The organism is Bacillus sp. MM2020_4 (genome assembly GCF_011250555.1).
Lineage (GTDB): Bacteria > Bacillota > Bacilli > Bacillales > Cytobacillaceae > Neobacillus.
Map to the genome: position 1 here is coordinate 188451 of NZ_JAANMZ010000003.1, position 16459 is coordinate 204909.

At 39.6% G+C, this 16459-nt stretch carries 16 protein-coding genes and 1 tRNA gene; 16 read left to right on the forward strand and 1 reads right to left on the reverse strand.

All coding sequences use genetic code 11. The annotated features are described in order from the left end of the window. The first annotated feature begins 390 nt into the window (after positions 1-390). The 6 genes from G6554_RS04675 (at position 391) to G6554_RS04700 (ending at position 6862) form a co-directional block, all read left to right on the forward strand. The gene (locus tag G6554_RS04675; protein ID WP_166239244.1) at positions 391-999 is read left to right on the forward strand and encodes a succinate dehydrogenase cytochrome b558 subunit; all 609 of its coding nucleotides are present in this window, start codon (positions 391-393) and stop codon (positions 997-999) included. Positions 1000-1054: 55 nt separating this feature from the next. Next, positions 1055-2806: a succinate dehydrogenase flavoprotein subunit gene (gene sdhA / locus G6554_RS04680; protein WP_166239246.1), complete on the forward strand. Its 1752-nt coding sequence runs from the start codon at positions 1055-1057 to the stop codon at positions 2804-2806. Between the two features lie 21 nt (positions 2807-2827). Continuing rightward, entirely contained in the window at positions 2828-3589 is a 762-nt protein-coding gene (gene sdhB, locus G6554_RS04685) for a succinate dehydrogenase iron-sulfur subunit (protein WP_166239248.1), read from the forward strand. 133 nt (positions 3590-3722) lie between these two features. Continuing rightward, positions 3723-4304 (forward strand): class D sortase, encoded by a 582-nt coding sequence (locus tag G6554_RS04690; protein ID WP_166239250.1) that lies wholly within the window; start codon positions 3723-3725, stop codon positions 4302-4304. Between the two features lie 175 nt (positions 4305-4479). Beyond that, complete coding sequence (gene gerE / locus G6554_RS04695; protein ID WP_007087335.1) at positions 4480-4704, forward strand: spore germination transcription factor GerE; 225 nt, start codon at positions 4480-4482, stop codon at positions 4702-4704. A gap of 301 nt (positions 4705-5005) precedes the next feature. Then, positions 5006-6862: a PAS domain-containing sensor histidine kinase gene (locus tag G6554_RS04700; RefSeq protein ID WP_166239252.1), complete on the forward strand. Its 1857-nt coding sequence runs from the start codon at positions 5006-5008 to the stop codon at positions 6860-6862. 63 nt (positions 6863-6925) lie between these two features. On the opposite strand, the gene G6554_RS04705 is transcribed toward G6554_RS04700, so the two are convergent. Then, positions 6926-7225 (reverse strand): HesB/YadR/YfhF family protein, encoded by a 300-nt coding sequence (locus G6554_RS04705; protein WP_166239254.1) that lies wholly within the window; start codon positions 7223-7225, stop codon positions 6926-6928. Positions 7226-7492: 267 nt separating this feature from the next. Between G6554_RS04705 and G6554_RS04710 the strand changes: the two genes are divergently transcribed. The 10 genes from G6554_RS04710 to clpX all read left to right on the forward strand — a co-directional run bounded on the left by G6554_RS04710 (position 7493) and on the right by clpX (position 16402). Next, positions 7493-7942 (forward strand): MarR family winged helix-turn-helix transcriptional regulator, encoded by a 450-nt coding sequence (locus G6554_RS04710; RefSeq protein ID WP_166239256.1) that lies wholly within the window; start codon positions 7493-7495, stop codon positions 7940-7942. A 14-nt stretch (positions 7943-7956) separates the two neighbouring features. Next, complete coding sequence (racE, locus tag G6554_RS04715) at positions 7957-8751, forward strand: glutamate racemase (RefSeq protein ID WP_166239258.1); 795 nt, start codon at positions 7957-7959, stop codon at positions 8749-8751. 135 nt (positions 8752-8886) lie between these two features. Further along, positions 8887-9942 (forward strand): GerMN domain-containing protein, encoded by a 1056-nt coding sequence (locus G6554_RS04720; protein ID WP_481747899.1) that lies wholly within the window; start codon positions 8887-8889, stop codon positions 9940-9942. Positions 9943-10040: 98 nt separating this feature from the next. Continuing rightward, positions 10041-10796 carry a ribonuclease PH gene (gene rph / locus G6554_RS04725; RefSeq protein ID WP_166239260.1) on the forward strand — a complete coding sequence of 252 codons (756 nt, stop codon included), beginning with the start codon at positions 10041-10043 and terminating at the stop codon, positions 10794-10796. A gap of 78 nt (positions 10797-10874) precedes the next feature. After that, a complete protein-coding gene (locus G6554_RS04730; protein WP_166239262.1) occupies positions 10875-11486 on the forward strand; it encodes an XTP/dITP diphosphatase in 612 nt (203 codons plus the stop codon). Beyond that, complete coding sequence (locus tag G6554_RS04735) at positions 11483-11995, forward strand: metallophosphoesterase family protein (RefSeq protein ID WP_166239264.1); 513 nt, start codon at positions 11483-11485, stop codon at positions 11993-11995. The genes G6554_RS04730 and G6554_RS04735 overlap by 4 nt, the downstream gene beginning before the upstream one ends. 110 nt (positions 11996-12105) lie before the next feature. Beyond that, a tRNA-Arg gene (locus G6554_RS04740) sits at positions 12106-12182 on the forward strand. 103 nt (positions 12183-12285) lie between these two features. Continuing rightward, on the forward strand, positions 12286-13305 hold the full coding sequence (locus G6554_RS04745; protein ID WP_166239266.1) for a tetratricopeptide repeat protein: 1020 nt from the start codon (positions 12286-12288) through the stop codon (positions 13303-13305). Positions 13306-13472: 167 nt separating this feature from the next. Beyond that, on the forward strand, positions 13473-14750 hold the full coding sequence (gene tig / locus G6554_RS04750; protein WP_166239268.1) for a trigger factor: 1278 nt from the start codon (positions 13473-13475) through the stop codon (positions 14748-14750). A gap of 392 nt (positions 14751-15142) precedes the next feature. Further along, positions 15143-16402 (forward strand): ATP-dependent protease ATP-binding subunit ClpX, encoded by a 1260-nt coding sequence (gene clpX, locus G6554_RS04755; protein ID WP_166239270.1) that lies wholly within the window; start codon positions 15143-15145, stop codon positions 16400-16402. Positions 16403-16459: the final 57 nt, after the last annotated feature.

The following is a 16459-nucleotide window of genomic DNA, read 5'->3' on the forward strand; positions in this document are numbered from 1 at the left end:
TTTGATTAGGTTTTAGAACTGATTTCTCGAAAACAGGAATGGAAGGGAAAATATTATTTCGTAATAACTAATCATATTTATCATCATAATTATAATGTCCTTTCATACGGAAAAATCAACAGTTAGATGTTGGTAATTGGGGAGTGAAATTTGTAAAAAATTCAAATAAACGGTGTTTTTCATCACCGTCTATTATAATATCAATATATTTTAAAAATTTTATTTTTTAGTAAAGATTGTGTATCCGTTTTCTTGACGCTCTAGCATGTTGGGAGTAAAATGGACATGTCACATTATTGTCACAGTGATGCTAGGTTATGAATTCTTTTAAGGGGTTTTATAAGGGAAGAAACTTAACATCATTTTTAAAATTAAAAGGGGGGTAAAATAATGGCGGGTAATCGAGAATTTGTTAATCGCAGATTGCATTCGCTGCTGGGGGTAATCCCAATTGGATTATTCGTAGTGCAGCATCTTGTAGTCAACCATTTTGTAACAGGAGGACCTGAATCCTTCAATAAGGCTGCAGGTTTTATGGGAAATCTTCCGTTCCGGATTGTGCTGGAAACTGTAGTTATTTATTTACCAATTCTTTATCATGCAATTTATGGACTTTATATTGCTTTTACCGCAACTAGCAATGTCAATAAGTTTGGTACATACAGAAACTGGATGTACATCCTACAACGTATTACTGGCGTTATTACATTGATCTTTATTGCATGGCATGTATGGCAAACACGGATCGCGGCGGCATTTGGATCAGAGGTTAACTTTGATATGATGCATGATATTCTTACATCACCTTTCATGTTTGTATTCTATTTAGTTGGTATTATTTCAGCCATTTTCCACTTTGCTAATGGCTTATGGTCATTCTTAGTTAGCTGGGGGATCACGGTGTCACCTCGTTCACAAGTCATTTCTACATACGTGACAATTGGTGTTTTTGTGGTTCTAGCAATTGTTGCTGTTCAAACACTGGTTGCTTTTATTTAATAAAATTTTTGGTCGGAAAAATATGTGTATTTTGGATTGAGGGAGTGAGTCACGAATGAGTAAAGGTAAAGTGATTGTAGTCGGCGGCGGCTTAGCTGGCTTAATGGCTACCATCAAAGTTGCAGAAACAGGAACACCGGTAGAGCTATTTTCTCTTGTTCCGGTAAAACGTTCTCACTCTGTTTGTGCCCAAGGTGGTATTAATGGAGCTGTAAATACAAAAGGTGAAGGGGATTCTCCGTGGATTCACTTTGATGATACCATTTATGGTGGAGACTTTTTAGCAAATCAGCCTCCGGTAAAGGCGATGTGTGATGCTGCACCATTTATTATTAATTTATTTGACCGGATGGGAGTTATGTTTAACCGTACTCCTGAAGGATTACTAGACTTCCGTCGCTTTGGCGGTACACAGCATCACCGTACAGCATTTGCTGGAGCTACAACGGGTCAGCAATTGCTTTATGCATTGGACGAGCAGGTCCGTCGTCATGAGGTAGACGGTTTGGTTACAAAGTATGAGGGCTGGGAATTCCTTGGTACCGTTATTGATGATGACGGTGTTTGCCGTGGTGTTGTCGTGCAAAACCTCAAAACAATGGAAATTAAGTCGTTCTCTGCTGATGCTGTCATCATGGCAACAGGCGGTCCTGGGATTATATTTGGTAAGTCAACAAACTCTGTTATTAATACAGGCTCTGCCGCATCAATTGTTTACCAGCAGGGTGCAACGTACGCGAATGGTGAGATGATCCAAATTCATCCTACTGCCATCCCTGGTGATGATAAACTGCGTTTAATGAGTGAATCAGCACGCGGTGAAGGCGGCCGAATTTGGACGTATAAAGATGGAAAACCATGGTACTTCCTGGAAGAAAAATATCCTGCATACGGAAACCTTGTACCACGTGATATTGCAACACGTGAGATTTTTGATGTGTGCGTACGTCAGAAACTTGGTATTAACGGGGAGAACATGGTATTCCTTGATTTATCTCACAAGGATCCGCATGAATTGGATGTTAAATTAGGTGGTATTATCGAGATTTATGAAAAATTCATGGGCGATAATCCACGTAAGGTTCCAATGAAAATATTCCCAGCTGTTCATTATTCTATGGGCGGACTATGGGTTGATTATGACCAAATGACCACTATTCCTGGTCTCTTTGCCGCTGGTGAGTGTGATTATTCTCAGCATGGTGCCAACCGACTAGGGGCAAACTCATTGCTTTCAGCAGTTTATGGCGGAATGGTCGCTGGACCAAACGCTGTGAAATATGTGGATGGACTTGAGAAGACTTCTGAAGCAGTATCATCTTCTGTGTTTGATCGCCATGTTAAAGAACAGGAAGAAAAATGGAACGGAATTATGTCCCTAAATGGTACGGAAAATGCATATGTCCTTCACAAAGAGCTTGGTGAATGGATGACAGATAACGTAACAGTTGTCCGTTACAACGATCAACTATTAAAAACGGACGAAAAGATTCAAGAACTCTTGGAACGTTACCAACACATTAATATTAATGATACGTCTAAATGGAGCAACCAAGGGGCGGCATTCACACGTCAATTACAAAATATGCTGCAATTGGCCCGCGTTATTACTATTGGTGCTTACAATCGGAATGAGAGCCGTGGTGCACATTATAAGCCTGATTTCCCTAAACGGAATGATGAGGAATTCTTAAAGACAACAATGGCTAAATTTGTTGATGCAAAGACTGCCCCTGAATTCCATTATGCGGATGTCGATACATCGTTACTAAAACCACGTGAGCGCGATTATACAAAAAAACATTAATGGAGAGGGGAGTAGGAAAGAATGTCTGAAAAGAAAACAGTGAAATTTAAAATCATGCGTCAAAATAACACAGATTCTGCCCCTTTTGAGGAGGAATTTGAAGTTGATTATCGTCCGAATATGAATGTTATTTCGGCGTTAATGGAAATTCGGAAAAATCCTGTTAATGGGAAAGGGCAATCCACTACCCCAATCGCTTGGGATATGAATTGTCTTGAAGAGGTTTGCGGTGCTTGTTCAATGGTGATTAACGGCAAACCACGTCAAGCATGTTCGGCACTTGTTGATCAATTAGAACAGCCAATCCGTTTAGAACCGATGCGGACGTTCCCGGTTGTCCGTGACCTTCAAGTAGATCGCAGCAGAATGTTTGATTCTTTGAAAAAGGTGAAGGCTTGGATTCCAATTGATGGAACCTACGATTTAGGACCCGGACCGCGTATGCCGGAGAATAAACGCCAATGGGCATATGAACTGTCTAAATGTATGACGTGTGGTGTCTGTTTAGAAGCGTGTCCTAACGTAAACAGCAAAACCAACTTTATGGGACCTGCTGTCTTTAACCAAGTTCGTTTATTTAATGCCCATCCAACAGGCGCGATGAATAAAGCAGAACGGTTAAATGCCTTCATGGAGGATGGCGGTATGCAAGGTTGTGGTAACTCACAAAACTGTGTGCAGGCTTGTCCGAAAGGGATACCAATTACGACTTCCATTGCAGCTATTAACCGTGATGCCTCTATGCAGGCATTCAGAAACTTCTTTGGCAGCGACAACGACTAAAATAAACCAAAACCTTCTTTTCTACTTTGAAAGGAAGGTTTTTTCCTTTTTTTATGATGATTTCCAATAGTTCTATAAGTGCCCCTTTGGTATACTTGAAAATAATGTCCTTTTGAAAAGGTAGGTTTTACATGTGAAGTCGAAGCTTCCTCTGTTGATTATTTCTATCGGACTCATTTTATTAGGTGTTGGAGTGTGGCAATTTGTAGATACGAAAGTTCAAACAAAAGCCTCTGTTAAACAAGCAAAGGAAATGATTGCTGAACAGCGGTCAGAACCGCTAACAAAGAAAGTTGAAAACAGCCCGCCTCCAAGTATGGGGGATACTGTAGGTCTCTTAACTATTCCGAAGATTAAGTCTGAACTGGCCATCGTTGAAGGGACCGATCCGGATGATCTCGAAAAGGGTGTTGGGCACTATAAGGGTTCTTATTTTCCAGGCGATCAAGGGCAAATTGTTTTGTCTGGCCACCGTGACACCGTATTTCGTAAATTAGGTGAACTTAATATTGGGGATTCATTAAAAATGGAAATGCCCTATGGAAACTTTACCTATGAAATTACGAAAACGAAGATTGTGAAGTCTGACGATACGAGCATTATTACATTACAGAATCAGCAGGAGGAATTAATTGTTACCACTTGCTATCCCTTTCGCTATGTCGGTAATGCTCCAAAACGGTATATTATTTATGCAAAACGTAAAGCATCATAAACCCTTTGCTTCACTGGCACCAAAAGGTTAGAATATCCTTTGCATTTTTTTAATAAAATCGTTCTCCTCCAAGAAAATATAGTCACTTCATTTATATTATTCACATAAGATATGGTGACTAAATATACACCCACCCACGATTCATTACTGGCGAAGGCAAGGAGGGTTACAATACTTGAAGGAGAATGATTATAATCACAAGCCACTACTCACCAAACGTGAAAGAGAAGTATTCGAACTACTAGTACAAGACAAAACAACGAAAGAAATCGCTGGTGAATTATTTATAAGCGAAAAAACAGTTAGGAATCACATTTCAAATGCCATGCAAAAGCTTGGTGTAAAGGGGCGTTCACAAGCAGTTGTAGAGCTCCTTCGTATGGGAGAGCTAGAACTTTAATGATGACCGGCATCCATTTTTGGAGGCCGGTTCATCGTTTTTATACACAAAAGTTACATAAGATTATGGAAAATAGTAGAAATGCCTTGAAAGTTTTATAAGTAAAATTTAAAATAAACTGTAGGTTAATAGAATTAATGCTTTATTCACATAGATAAAAGAGCCCTCTTATTTTAGCGATAACAACACATAGACGGTAGCGCGTTAGACGTGAGCTAGACACAAGCCAAGATGGGAGACTTACACATCTTGGCTTTTATTTTTTCACTAATTTCGTTGGGGAAGGAACTGATAGAGAGAGATGAGCGGTCCTGTAGAAGCAATAAAAAGTGAGAAGAGATTGCTTTTAATCAATTATTTAACTGAAAATAAGAGCCGGTATGAAACAATGTTCACGTATAACAAAGATGGCATTTTTACAATAGACATCGAAGGGCAACTGGTGCGGGGGAATCCAGCATTCGAAAAGATTTCAGGATATGCACAAGAAGAAGCGAATAAGTTAAAGCTCCAATTTCTTTTTCCAATTGATCAGGTAAATAAAGTCTTTCATCATTTTCATCAAGCCGTTTTAGGCCAAGTCCAAAATTTTGATTGTAAAATGGTAAATAAAATGGGGGAGCATGTTGACCTGAATATTACGAATATCCCCATTTGCGTAAATGACCAAATAGTGGGGGTCTGTGCAGTTGCAAGAGATATTACGGAATTAAAAAGAAAGAAAGAAGAAGTAAGAAAAATAGAAGAAATGCAGCGTGTATTAACGGACAACCTATTGGATCTTATTATTAGTACGAATTTGCAGGGAGAAATTATTTATGTCTCCCCTTCATGTGAACATATTCTTGGCTACCCGGCTGAAGAAGTGATCAAACAAAATTTCTTATTCTTTGTCCATCCAGATGATGCTGAAAAAACTTTTATCATTCGAAAAGAGGCTCTTAGCAGTCATGAAGAAAGAAGGGATTGCTACCGTATTCGAAAAAGGGATGGAAGTTTTGTTTGGATGGAGTCTCTTTGCAAACCAATTATTGCCCCCGATACCCTTCATGTATTAGAAGTGGTCAGTGTGTTTAGGGATATTTCAGAGCGAACGAGAGTAGAGGAAGAGGGGAAAAAACGGGAGGAGACTTATCGGGATATCGTCGAGTATTCCCCGGATGCTGTCATTATTGCAAAAGAAAATGAGATTCTTTTTTTTAATGAAACAGGTGTAAAATTATTTGGCGCAACAAAGAAACAGGATCTTTTGAATAAAAAGTTTTTTGATATTATTCATCCGGATTATCAAGAGATTGCCAAACAGCGATCCAAACTTCTTATGAATGGTGAAGCTACCGACTTTTATGAATACAAGCTAGTCCGTTTGGATGGAACTACTTTTTTCGCCGAAGTAAAAGGGATTCCAACAATTTTTCAAAATCAATCAGCAAGGCATATTATTATTAGGGATTGTACGGAACGGAAAAAGACACAAGAACTGTTACTAAACTCAGAAAAATTAAGCGTTGCTGGCCAGCTTGCAGCAGGGATTGCTCATGAGGTTCGGAATCCCCTGACGGCAATTAAAGGGTTTCTTCAGTTAATGGAGGCACAGGCAGAGGGTGATAAACCGTACTTTGAAATAATCCAATCAGAGATGGATCGGATCGAGCTGATTTTAAGTGAGTTATTGGTGCTTGCAAAACCGCAAGAGTTAAAGATTGAAACGGTTGATTTAATTTCGCTTCTTGACAATGTAAAAACATTAATTGATACCCAGGCGAATATGAACGGGGTTCATATTGAGAGGATCTATCAGGCGAAGAATATCACGATTAAATGTGATAAAAATCAATTAAAACAAGTTTTTATAAATATCTTGAAAAATGCTATTGAAGCAATGCCAAAAGGCGGCGTCGTCACAATCGAATTGAAAAAACACAGCTTTAATAAGGTAAAGCTGCTTATAAAAGATACTGGCAGCGGTATGCCAGTGCATATCTTAAGACGACTGGGAGAGCCGTTTTTCACTACCAAAGAGGATGGTACCGGACTAGGGATCATGATCTCCAAACAAATCGTTGAAAATCATGATGGCTCGATTCATTTTTGGAGTGATCAAAAAGGGACCATAATTGAAGTGATTTTGCCAATGGCGCGGCATGTGGAGGTATAGAGGGTTCATATTTCACCCAAATTGAAAAAGCATCGGATCCGATGCTTTTTCAAATGATTTGGTTTATGCTGACTTTGTATAACTATACTCCACTTCATCCTTTTGTTGATTGTAATCAACATGTAAATCATGTCCATTAAAGAACCATAAATCCGTACTTTCTACAAAAAAGGTAATTCCTTCTATTTCAGTTTTAACAGACATATCAATCGGTTCATTATCAACTGTAAACCCAAGGGCAAAATTTTCTTGGATTGGGCTGCTCCCGTAAATTTGTGTATAGAACCTCACTTTATCTCCTTTGGTTAACTCCACTTCCTCTTGAAACCATTTTAATGCCGCGTTACTAATGTTTATGACCATATTCTCCTCACCTTTGTTGTTTATTGAGACTTATTTTTTATCTGTTCATCATTCTATACTATCTCCAAAGTATGTGAAACTAATTTGATTCTTGTATATGGAAGATTGGCTTTTTCGTAGCAGTATTTCTTCCACCTGCCAGTAGGGATTCTTCAAAAAGTTTCAACTTGAAATTTTAACGAAAAAAGGTGAAAATAAGGAAAAGCTTATATAATTTTCTTTGTATTGTTGGTCTTGAGGATAAGCTACTATTAGGAGTGTTAAATAATGGAACTCGAAAATCCGCAAAAGGTACCTGGGGATATTTTTGCCAATATAGAAAAAGATTTACGCTACATTTCTGGAATTATCAAGCAAAAGGGACGTGAAATGTTAAGTAATTATAAGATTACGCCTCCCCAATTTGTGGCGTTGCAATGGCTTTTTGAAGACGGCGATATGACAATTGGCGAGCTATCGAATAAAATGTATTTGGCCTGCAGCACGACCACCGATCTTGTCGACCGGATGGAGAAAAATCTTCTCGTGGAGCGGGTGAAAGATCCGAGCGATCGTCGAGTGGTGAGAATTCATTTGCTCGAAGAAGGTAAGAGAATTATTGATGAAGTAATTAAGAAACGTCAAGTATACTTAGGGGATGTATTGAAAAACTTCACACTAGAAGAAATTCAACTTCTTCAATCCAACTTGATGAAACTGCATCAGGAAATGCGATAAATGAGGCGAGATGTTTGAAACAACCAATAGGCGTTATTGATTCCGGTGTCGGTGGATTAACCGTTGCCAAAGAGATTATTAGACAGCTTCCGAATGAGAAAATTATTTATTTAGGGGATACAGCTCGCTGTCCATATGGTCCGAGAACAAGGAATGAAGTAAAGAAGTTCACATGGGAAATGACCACTTTTTTATTGAAAAAAAATATAAAAATGCTTGTGATTGCCTGCAATACTGCAACTGCCGCTGCCCTTGATGAAATTCGCAAGGAATTGTCTATCCCTGTCCTTGGGGTCATTAATCCAGGGGCACGTGCCGCCATTAAGCGGACAAAGAATTATCGGGTTGGTATTATTGGTACTGTAGGTACAGTTAAAAGTGGTGCGTATGAGAAGGCCTTGAAATCGCTAAACAGCCGGCTTTTTGTTACGAGTCATGCATGTCCTAAGTTTGTCCCTCTAGTGGAAAGCGGTGAATACAACGGGCCGATTGCCGAAAGAATTGTAGATGAAGCGTTGGCACCCATATTGGATCAAAATATAGATACATTGATTTTGGGATGTACCCATTATCCATTGCTTGAACCACTTGTAAAAAACGTAATGGGCGAAAGCGTACAGGTTATTAGTTCTGGTGATGAAACAGCTCGTGAGATTAGTGCAATTCTTCAATATAACGGGCAGCTGGATGATTCAGAGGTTGAGCCGAAGCATGAATTTTACACAACAGGCTCTAAATCGCTTTTTTCAAAAATTGCCTCTCAGTGGCTTGGCATCCCCGTGGACAATGTAAAAAAAATTAAACTATGAAATGGAGCTCTATCAATTAGATAGGGCTTTTAGTTTCGCCCAAAAAAATTTGTCCTATTTTCTTTCCTAATGCGGTCTAATTTTTCATAAAGCTCGTATACATGATAGTACAAACTGTCTTAGGGGGGAATTAATGTGTCTAAAAATAAAGCGAAAATCCTAGGTGTAACCATGCTTGGTTCAGCCGTGCTGCTTTCGGGCTGTGGATTGTTTGGCGGTGAAACACAAAAGAAAATTGATCCGCCAAAAAGTGTAACTGTTACCAATAAACCAGTCAGTAAGGAAACGACGACGAAAGAAAAAAGTAAGGTAGAAAACGCCATAAAGACAGAACTTTACTTAATTGATAAAGATGGCTATGTCGTGCCGCAAACATTAAACCTGCCGAAAACAACCTCAGTTGCCAAACAAGCACTTGAATATTTAGTCGCAAATGGTCAAGGGACCGACATGATTCCTAATGGCTTTAGAGCTGTCCTTCCTGAGGATACCACCCTATCTGTCAACATTGAAAAAGACACAGGCGTCGCTACCGTTAATTTTTCAAAAGAATTTAAGGACTACAAACCGGAAGATGAGGAGAAAATACTCCAATCTGTCACGTGGACCTTGACACAATTTGATAATGTTAAAACGGTCAAGCTGCAAATGAACGGGCATGAACTAACGGAAATGCCTGTCAACGGCACACCTATCAGCCAAAATCTATCAAGAGCAACAGGAATAAATATTGATACGAATGATGTCGTCGATATCACGAATACGAAGCCAGTCACCGTTTATTATATTGGTGGTGAAGAGGGCTCATACTACTACGTTCCGGTCACCCGCCGGATCAGCAATAACGAGAAGGATCAATATGCTGCGGTCGTCAATGAACTAATTAAAGGGCCTAGTGCAAAATCAACGCTTGTTTCCGAGTTTGTCTCTGACGCGAAACTGCTTGAGGCACCAACCTATAAAGATGGAGTCGTTACTTTGAACTTCAATAAGAATATTTATGACAGTTTCGATAAAAAGGAAGTTTCACAATCTTTACTAGATACTATCGTCCTTTCCTTAACCGAGCAGCAGGGAGTAGAAAAAGTGGCTGTTCAGGTGGATGGTAAAGCAGAGATAAAAAATGATAAAGGGAAAAAAGTATCTGAGCCAGTCACTCGTCCAGAAAAAGTCAATACAGGTAGTTTTTAAAAAAATATTTTTGTTATACTATATAGTGACAATGAAAGAGGTTGGCCCTTTAGTGCCGCCTCTTCTTTATTTGAAAATTTTTAAAGGAGGAATTTTGAATGCGCGTTGATGGTAGAGAACCTTCACAGCTAAGACCGATACATATTGAAACTAATTATTTGATGCATCCAGAGGGTTCTGTCCTTATATCTGTAGGAAATACAAAGGTTATATGTACTGCGAGCATTGAAGATCGTGTTCCTCACTTTATGAGAGGCGAAGGCAAAGGCTGGATCACGGCCGAATATTCGATGCTCCCAAGGGCAACAGAATCAAGAAACATTCGCGAATCCTCGAAAGGAAAGGTGTCCGGTCGCACGATGGAGATTCAGCGATTAATTGGCCGCGCCCTTCGCGCAATTGTAGATCTTGGTGCCATTGGCGAGCGAACCGTTTGGATTGATTGTGATGTTATTCAGGCAGATGGCGGTACACGTACTGCCTCCATCACGGGTGCATTTGTTGCCATGACACTTGCTTTACATGCACTAGCTGAGAAAAAGTCATTTTCAAAGTTCCCGATTACCGATTATTTAGCAGCGACAAGCGTGGGAATTTTGGCGAATGGCAATCTTGTTCTTGATTTAAATTATGCAGAGGATTCCAAGGCGCACGTCGATATGAATGTCGTAATGACCGGAAACGGCGAATTTGTAGAACTACAGGGGACTGGCGAAGAATCAACCTTTTCCTATGATCAGCTTCAAGGCCTCCTGCAGGTAGCACAGGAGGGTCTCATGGAGCTCTTTGAGCAGCAAAAAGCTGCATTGGGTGAGGACATTATCCGAAAGATTGAGGGCAGGCGGAAGAAATAGGTTGCTGAATGAGTTATGTTATATGGTTACTGTCGTTAGACCCATAAAAGAAGAAGTCTAGAATAAGAGGAGATTACTATGAAGGAAGTTATTATTGCAACGAAGAATCCCGGTAAGGCTCGGGAATTTGAACAAATTTTTTCAAGCAGAGGGATCCAAGTACGGACATTGCTTGATTACCCAGAGATCCCAGATGTAGAGGAAACAGGCACATCCTTTGAAGAAAATGCTATCCTTAAAGCTGAATCGGTATCTAAGAAGCTTAATAAAATGGTCATTGGCGATGATTCTGGGCTAATCGTAGACGCCCTTGACGGCAGACCAGGAATCTATTCGGCGCGTTATGCTGGCGAGCCAAAAAATGATCAAAACAATACTGATAAGGTATTATCAGAATTACAGGGTGTACCTAAAAGCGAGAGATCTGCGAGATTCTATTGTGCATTAGCCATCAGCATACAAGGTCAAGAAACAAGGACGGTGGCAGGCACCTGCGAAGGTCGAATTTTGGAAGAGCGCTGTGGCTCGAATGGCTTTGGCTATGATCCTGTTTTTTATGTGCCGGAAAAAGGCAGGTCCATGGCAGAGCTATCTGCAGATGAAAAGAATAGCATCAGCCACCGTGCCAATGCCCTAAAGAAGCTTGATGTGATCCTTGATTCTATTCTAGAAGGAGCAGGCCAATTATGAGCAAGGTGTTAGTTGTCAGCGATAGCCACGGATTGACGAAGGAACTCGAGGTCTTAAGAGAAAGACATCTAAACGAAGTTGATTTAATGATTCACTGCGGTGATTCAGAGCTGATGCCGGACGACAAGGCACTATCAGGTTACTTGACCGTGATGGGGAATTGTGATTTTGGCGGTGGGTATCCACTGGACACTACTTCAGAGGTGGCCGGGAAAAAGTTCTTCATAACCCATGGCCATCGTTACTCGGTGAAATCTACTTTAATGAATGTAAAATATAAGGCCTCAGAAGTAAATGCGAATATCGTCTGCTTTGGCCACTCGCATATATTAGGAGCAGAATTGATTGATGGAGTCTTATTTCTAAATCCCGGCAGCATTCGACTCCCGCGTGAGCGTTTAGAAAAAACATATGTTATTCTTGATTTACAAGATAAAAAAATCAAGCTATCTGTGTTTGAGATAAATGGGCGGGAATTGACAGACCTTGCCCGTGAATTTGCACAATAATAAAAGTGGGAGAAATCCTCCCACTTTTATTATTGAAAAAAGAATTAAAAACCTGTTGACTTTATGGTAGTTGGATAATATAATAAATCTTGTCTTTGATACATGAATATGTCCCAGTAGCTCAGCCGGATAGAGCATACGCCTTCTAAGCGTACGGTCGGGAGTTCGAATCTCTCCTGGGACGCCATTAAACTACATACCAGAATCGTAACTCGCCAGCAATGGTGAGTTTTTTTTGTGTTTTATTTATGCTACACTATTTTCCAATGACAAATAGAAGGACGGAAAAAATGAAAAAGCGCGAAATAGTGAAACGAAAAGACAATGTGGTCTATTTTCCGGGACTTGAAAAAAGGCTAACCGATAAAGGCTTGGAAAGACTTGGAAAGAAAAAATTTAATGAAGCCATTCCCCTATTGGAGGAAGCCCGGGAACTAGATCCAACTAATGAAAACATCCTAATCGGGCTTGTCCTGGCATATTTCGAAGCAGGCTCTTTTAGTAAAGCAAAAGTACTAGCGAAGGAAATGCTCTTAAAAGGAATCGGTGACTATTTTCAAATGGTCGACCTTTATTTAACCGTGCTAATTCAACTTCACGAATACCAGGAAATTGTCTCGACCATCGAAGTCTTATTTGAGGAAAAAGAAATTCCTTCGGAAAAACATGATCATTTTTTAACCATCCTGCAATTTAGCAGAAGGATGGCAGAGAATCGCCAGCCTGCTGGAGATGAAGAAATCACATCTGAGGTTCAAAATTTAGATCTTTTTTCAAAAACGAACCTAAACGAGCAAATGTTAGTGGTTGCAAGTTTGGCAGAGAAAAATATTCGCCCCCATTTCGAAGAAATAACGGATTATTTAAAGGCAGAAGCGGGTCATCCATTTTTAAAAACCATGCTAGTAACTCTATTAAAAGAACAAGAAATAAATAAGGAATTGGAAGTAAAAAAATTTTCACAAGAAAAAGCAATCAATCCAATGCTGCTGCCAGAGGTAAGACTACAGCCCCGGATGCTGGAGGTAAAGAATTTGCTTCTGAATCGGTTAGAAAGTGAAAACCCTGGTCTCTATGAAAATACGGTCGAAATGGTTGAGCGGACGTTTTTTATTAGTTATCCATTTGAACTGGAGCCGGAAGATTCCGCGGCATGGGCTGCCGCTTTTCATCTTCTCGCCCAGGAATATCTCGGAATATACGTGGAAATAAGCAAAATTGCCTTTGAATATGGAGCGGAGTTACTAGAAATAGAACAAGCAAGGGCGCAAATCGAGGAAATTGAGAAAATTTCCACCCCTTATATTTAGGTCTCGCTGTTGAAAGAAAGCAAACCTATGATATAATGTAGGGGTTGCATTGTGTAAAAAACTTGTCTTTACATGAAAAAACTGGAAGTGGCTTGTTGGACAGGTCATATTCCGACTCAAATTCGTTATCGAATGAAATGAGAATAGATTTGTTGGAGGGAAAAAGTATGTCAGCGAAATGGGAAAAGTTAGAAGGAAACCGCGGTGTCCTTACTGTTGAAGTAAGTGCTGAGCAAGTAAGCAAAGGCTTAGACGCGGCATTTCAAAAGGTTGTTAAACAAGTAAACGTTCCAGGCTTCCGTAAAGGAAAAATGCCTCGCGGGATGTTCGAAAAGCGTTTCGGTGTTGAAGCACTTTATCAAGATGCATTAGATATCCTTCTTCCAGAAGCATATGGAAGTGCTATTGACGAAACGGGAATTGAACCAATTGATCGTCCTGATATCGACGTGGAACAAATGGAAAAGGGTAAAGACCTTATTTTCAAAGCAACTGTTCAAGTAAAGCCTGAGGTTACATTAGGTGAATATAAAGGACTAGAAGTTGAAGCTTTAGACACAACTGTTACGGAAGAAGACGTTGCTAACGAATTAAAAACACTTCAAGAGCGCCAAGCTGAGCTTGTTGTTAAAGAAGAAGGCAAAGCTGAAAACGGTGATACAGTTGTTCTTGACTTTGAAGGATTCGTTGATGGTGAAGCATTCGAAGGCGGAAAAGCCGAAAATCACTCACTTGAATTAGGTTCAAATTCTTTCATTCCTGGATTTGAAGAGCAATTAGTCGGTATCGCAACCGGAGAATCTAAGGATGTAGAGGTAACTTTCCCTGAAGAATACCATGCGGCAGAGTTAGCTGGTAAACCAGCAACATTCAAAGTAACTGTACATGAAATCAAAGGAAAAGAACTTCCTGCATTAGATGATGAGTTTGCTAAAGATGTTGACGAGGAAGTTGAAACATTAGATGCATTAAAAGAGAAAATCAGAACTCGCCTAGAAGACAGCAAAAAGCATGAAGCTGAACACCACCTACGTGATACAGTAGTGGAAAAAGCAGCTGCAAATGCTGAAGTTGAAGTTCCAGAAGTAATGGTTACAAACGAAGTTAACCGCATGCTTCAAGAGTTCGAACAACGCCTGCAAATGCAAGGGATGAATCTTGAGCTTTACTTCCAATTCTCTGGTCAAGATGAAAATGCATTACGTGAACAAATGAAAGAAGAAGCACAAAATCGCGTAAAAGTTAACTTAACTTTAGAGGCAATTGCGAGCGTTGAAAACCTAGAAGTTTCTGAAGATGATGTAAATGCTGAACTAGAGAAAATGGCTGGTATGTACAACATGCCTGTTGACACGATTATCCAAGCTCTTGGTGGCGTTGATGGCGTCAAAGCAGATCTTAAACTTCAAAAAGCTGTAAACTTTCTTGTTGAAAACAAGAAGTAATCATTAAAAAACAAGGCACGATAAAAAAATCGTGCCTTGTTTTATACATTTTTTTAATTACATATTATAATAAGGGCAGGGAAACCTTTTAATTATCTAGCCAATGGATAAGAAAGCAGGAAAAAAGGCAATACATAGCGAATAAATATTTTCCATAAAGGTTTTTGTCTTATTTTTAAAAATAATGGTTAAGATTAATGAGTACATACGTTTTTCATTGAATGACACAAACAATAGACGAGTAAAGAAAACATACTGTCGTTAAGCGTTTTATTTCCAGTCCATTGGCTAAATATGTTACAATGCAACATACATACCACCAGAAAAATTAGAAAAAACTCGGATATTTGTGTTATTTGTGAGCAACAAACACGTTTTAAGGGGTGAAAGGATTGTTTAAATTTAATGATGAAAAAGGACAATTAAAATGTTCCTTCTGTGGCAAAACACAGGATCAAGTTCGTAAACTAGTGGCCGGGCCGGGAGTTTATATATGTGATGAATGTATCGAGCTTTGCACAGAAATTGTGGAGGAAGAACTTGGAACGGAAGAAGAAGTAGAATTTAAAGACGTTCCAAAGCCGAAGGAAATCTGTGAAATTCTGGGCGACTACGTTATCGGTCAAGACAAGGCGAAGAAATCGCTGTCTGTCGCAGTTTACAACCATTATAAGCGCATCAATTCTAATAGTAAAATTGATGACGTTGAGCTTTCAAAAAGTAATATTTGTATGATCGGACCAACTGGTAGCGGTAAAACATTATTGGCCCAAACATTGGCGCGTATTTTGAATGTACCATTTGCCATTGCCGATGCCACTTCCTTAACAGAGGCTGGATATGTCGGGGAAGACGTCGAAAATATTTTATTAAAATTAATTCAAGCTGCTGACTATGATGTGGAAAAGGCTGAAAAGGGCATTATTTATATTGATGAAATTGATAAAATTGCCCGTAAATCAGAGAACCCTTCCATCACTAGAGATGTTTCCGGTGAAGGTGTTCAGCAGGCTCTATTAAAAATTCTTGAAGGTACGGTGGCAAGTGTTCCGCCACAAGGTGGCAGAAAACACCCACATCAAGAATTCATTCAAATTGACACAACGAATATTTTATTTATTTGTGGTGGAGCATTTGACGGAATTGAACCAATTATCAAACGCCGTTTAGGTCAAAAGGTTATTGGGTTCGGTTCAGACGTCAAGCAGGTAGATATTGGCTCGAAGGAACTTCTTTCCAAGGTATTACCTGAAGACTTGCTTCGTTTTGGATTAATTCCAGAATTTATTGGCCGTCTTCCTGTGATTGCAAGCCTTGAGCAATTGGATGAGGCTGCATTAATTGAAATCTTAACAAAACCAAAAAATGCACTTGTGAAGCAATATCAAAAAATGCTTGAAATCGACGAAGTCGAGCTGCAGTTTGAGGAAGGTGCACTGACTGAAATCGCAAAGAAAGCTATTGAACGTAAAACGGGTGCCCGTGGGTTACGTTCAATTATTGAAGGAATCATGCTTGATGTCATGTTTGACCTTCCATCCCGTGATGACATCACGAAATGTATCATCACGAAAGAAACCGTAATCGACAATAGTGTTCCAAAGCTTGTTTTGGAAGATGGAACTGTTGTGGTCGAAGAAAAATCTGCATAAAATAGGGAAGACCCGGCTGTTGGCCGGGTCTTTTCACGTTTGTAGGAGTTCAATATG

What these genes read in the sequence shown, in the direction of transcription:
- G6554_RS04705 (WP_166239254.1), bottom strand. Translation starts at nt 7,225, where the DNA reads ATGGTCATAAACATTAGTAACGCGGCATTAAAATGGTTTCAAGAGGAA.
- G6554_RS04730 (WP_166239262.1), top strand. Translation starts at nt 10,875, where the DNA reads ATGAAGGAAGTTATTATTGCAACGAAGAATCCCGGTAAGGCTCGGGAA.
- tig (WP_166239268.1), top strand. Translation starts at nt 13,473, where the DNA reads ATGTCAGCGAAATGGGAAAAGTTAGAAGGAAACCGCGGTGTCCTTACT.
- G6554_RS04710 (WP_166239256.1), top strand. Translation starts at nt 7,493, where the DNA reads ATGGAACTCGAAAATCCGCAAAAGGTACCTGGGGATATTTTTGCCAAT.
- G6554_RS04735 (WP_166239264.1), top strand. Translation starts at nt 11,483, where the DNA reads ATGAGCAAGGTGTTAGTTGTCAGCGATAGCCACGGATTGACGAAGGAA.
- rph (WP_166239260.1), top strand. Translation starts at nt 10,041, where the DNA reads ATGCGCGTTGATGGTAGAGAACCTTCACAGCTAAGACCGATACATATT.
- sdhB (WP_166239248.1), top strand. Translation starts at nt 2,828, where the DNA reads ATGTCTGAAAAGAAAACAGTGAAATTTAAAATCATGCGTCAAAATAAC.
- G6554_RS04675 (WP_166239244.1), top strand. Translation starts at nt 391, where the DNA reads ATGGCGGGTAATCGAGAATTTGTTAATCGCAGATTGCATTCGCTGCTG.
- G6554_RS04700 (WP_166239252.1), top strand. Translation starts at nt 5,006, where the DNA reads ATGAGCGGTCCTGTAGAAGCAATAAAAAGTGAGAAGAGATTGCTTTTA.
- G6554_RS04745 (WP_166239266.1), top strand. Translation starts at nt 12,286, where the DNA reads ATGAAAAAGCGCGAAATAGTGAAACGAAAAGACAATGTGGTCTATTTT.
- sdhA (WP_166239246.1), top strand. Translation starts at nt 1,055, where the DNA reads ATGAGTAAAGGTAAAGTGATTGTAGTCGGCGGCGGCTTAGCTGGCTTA.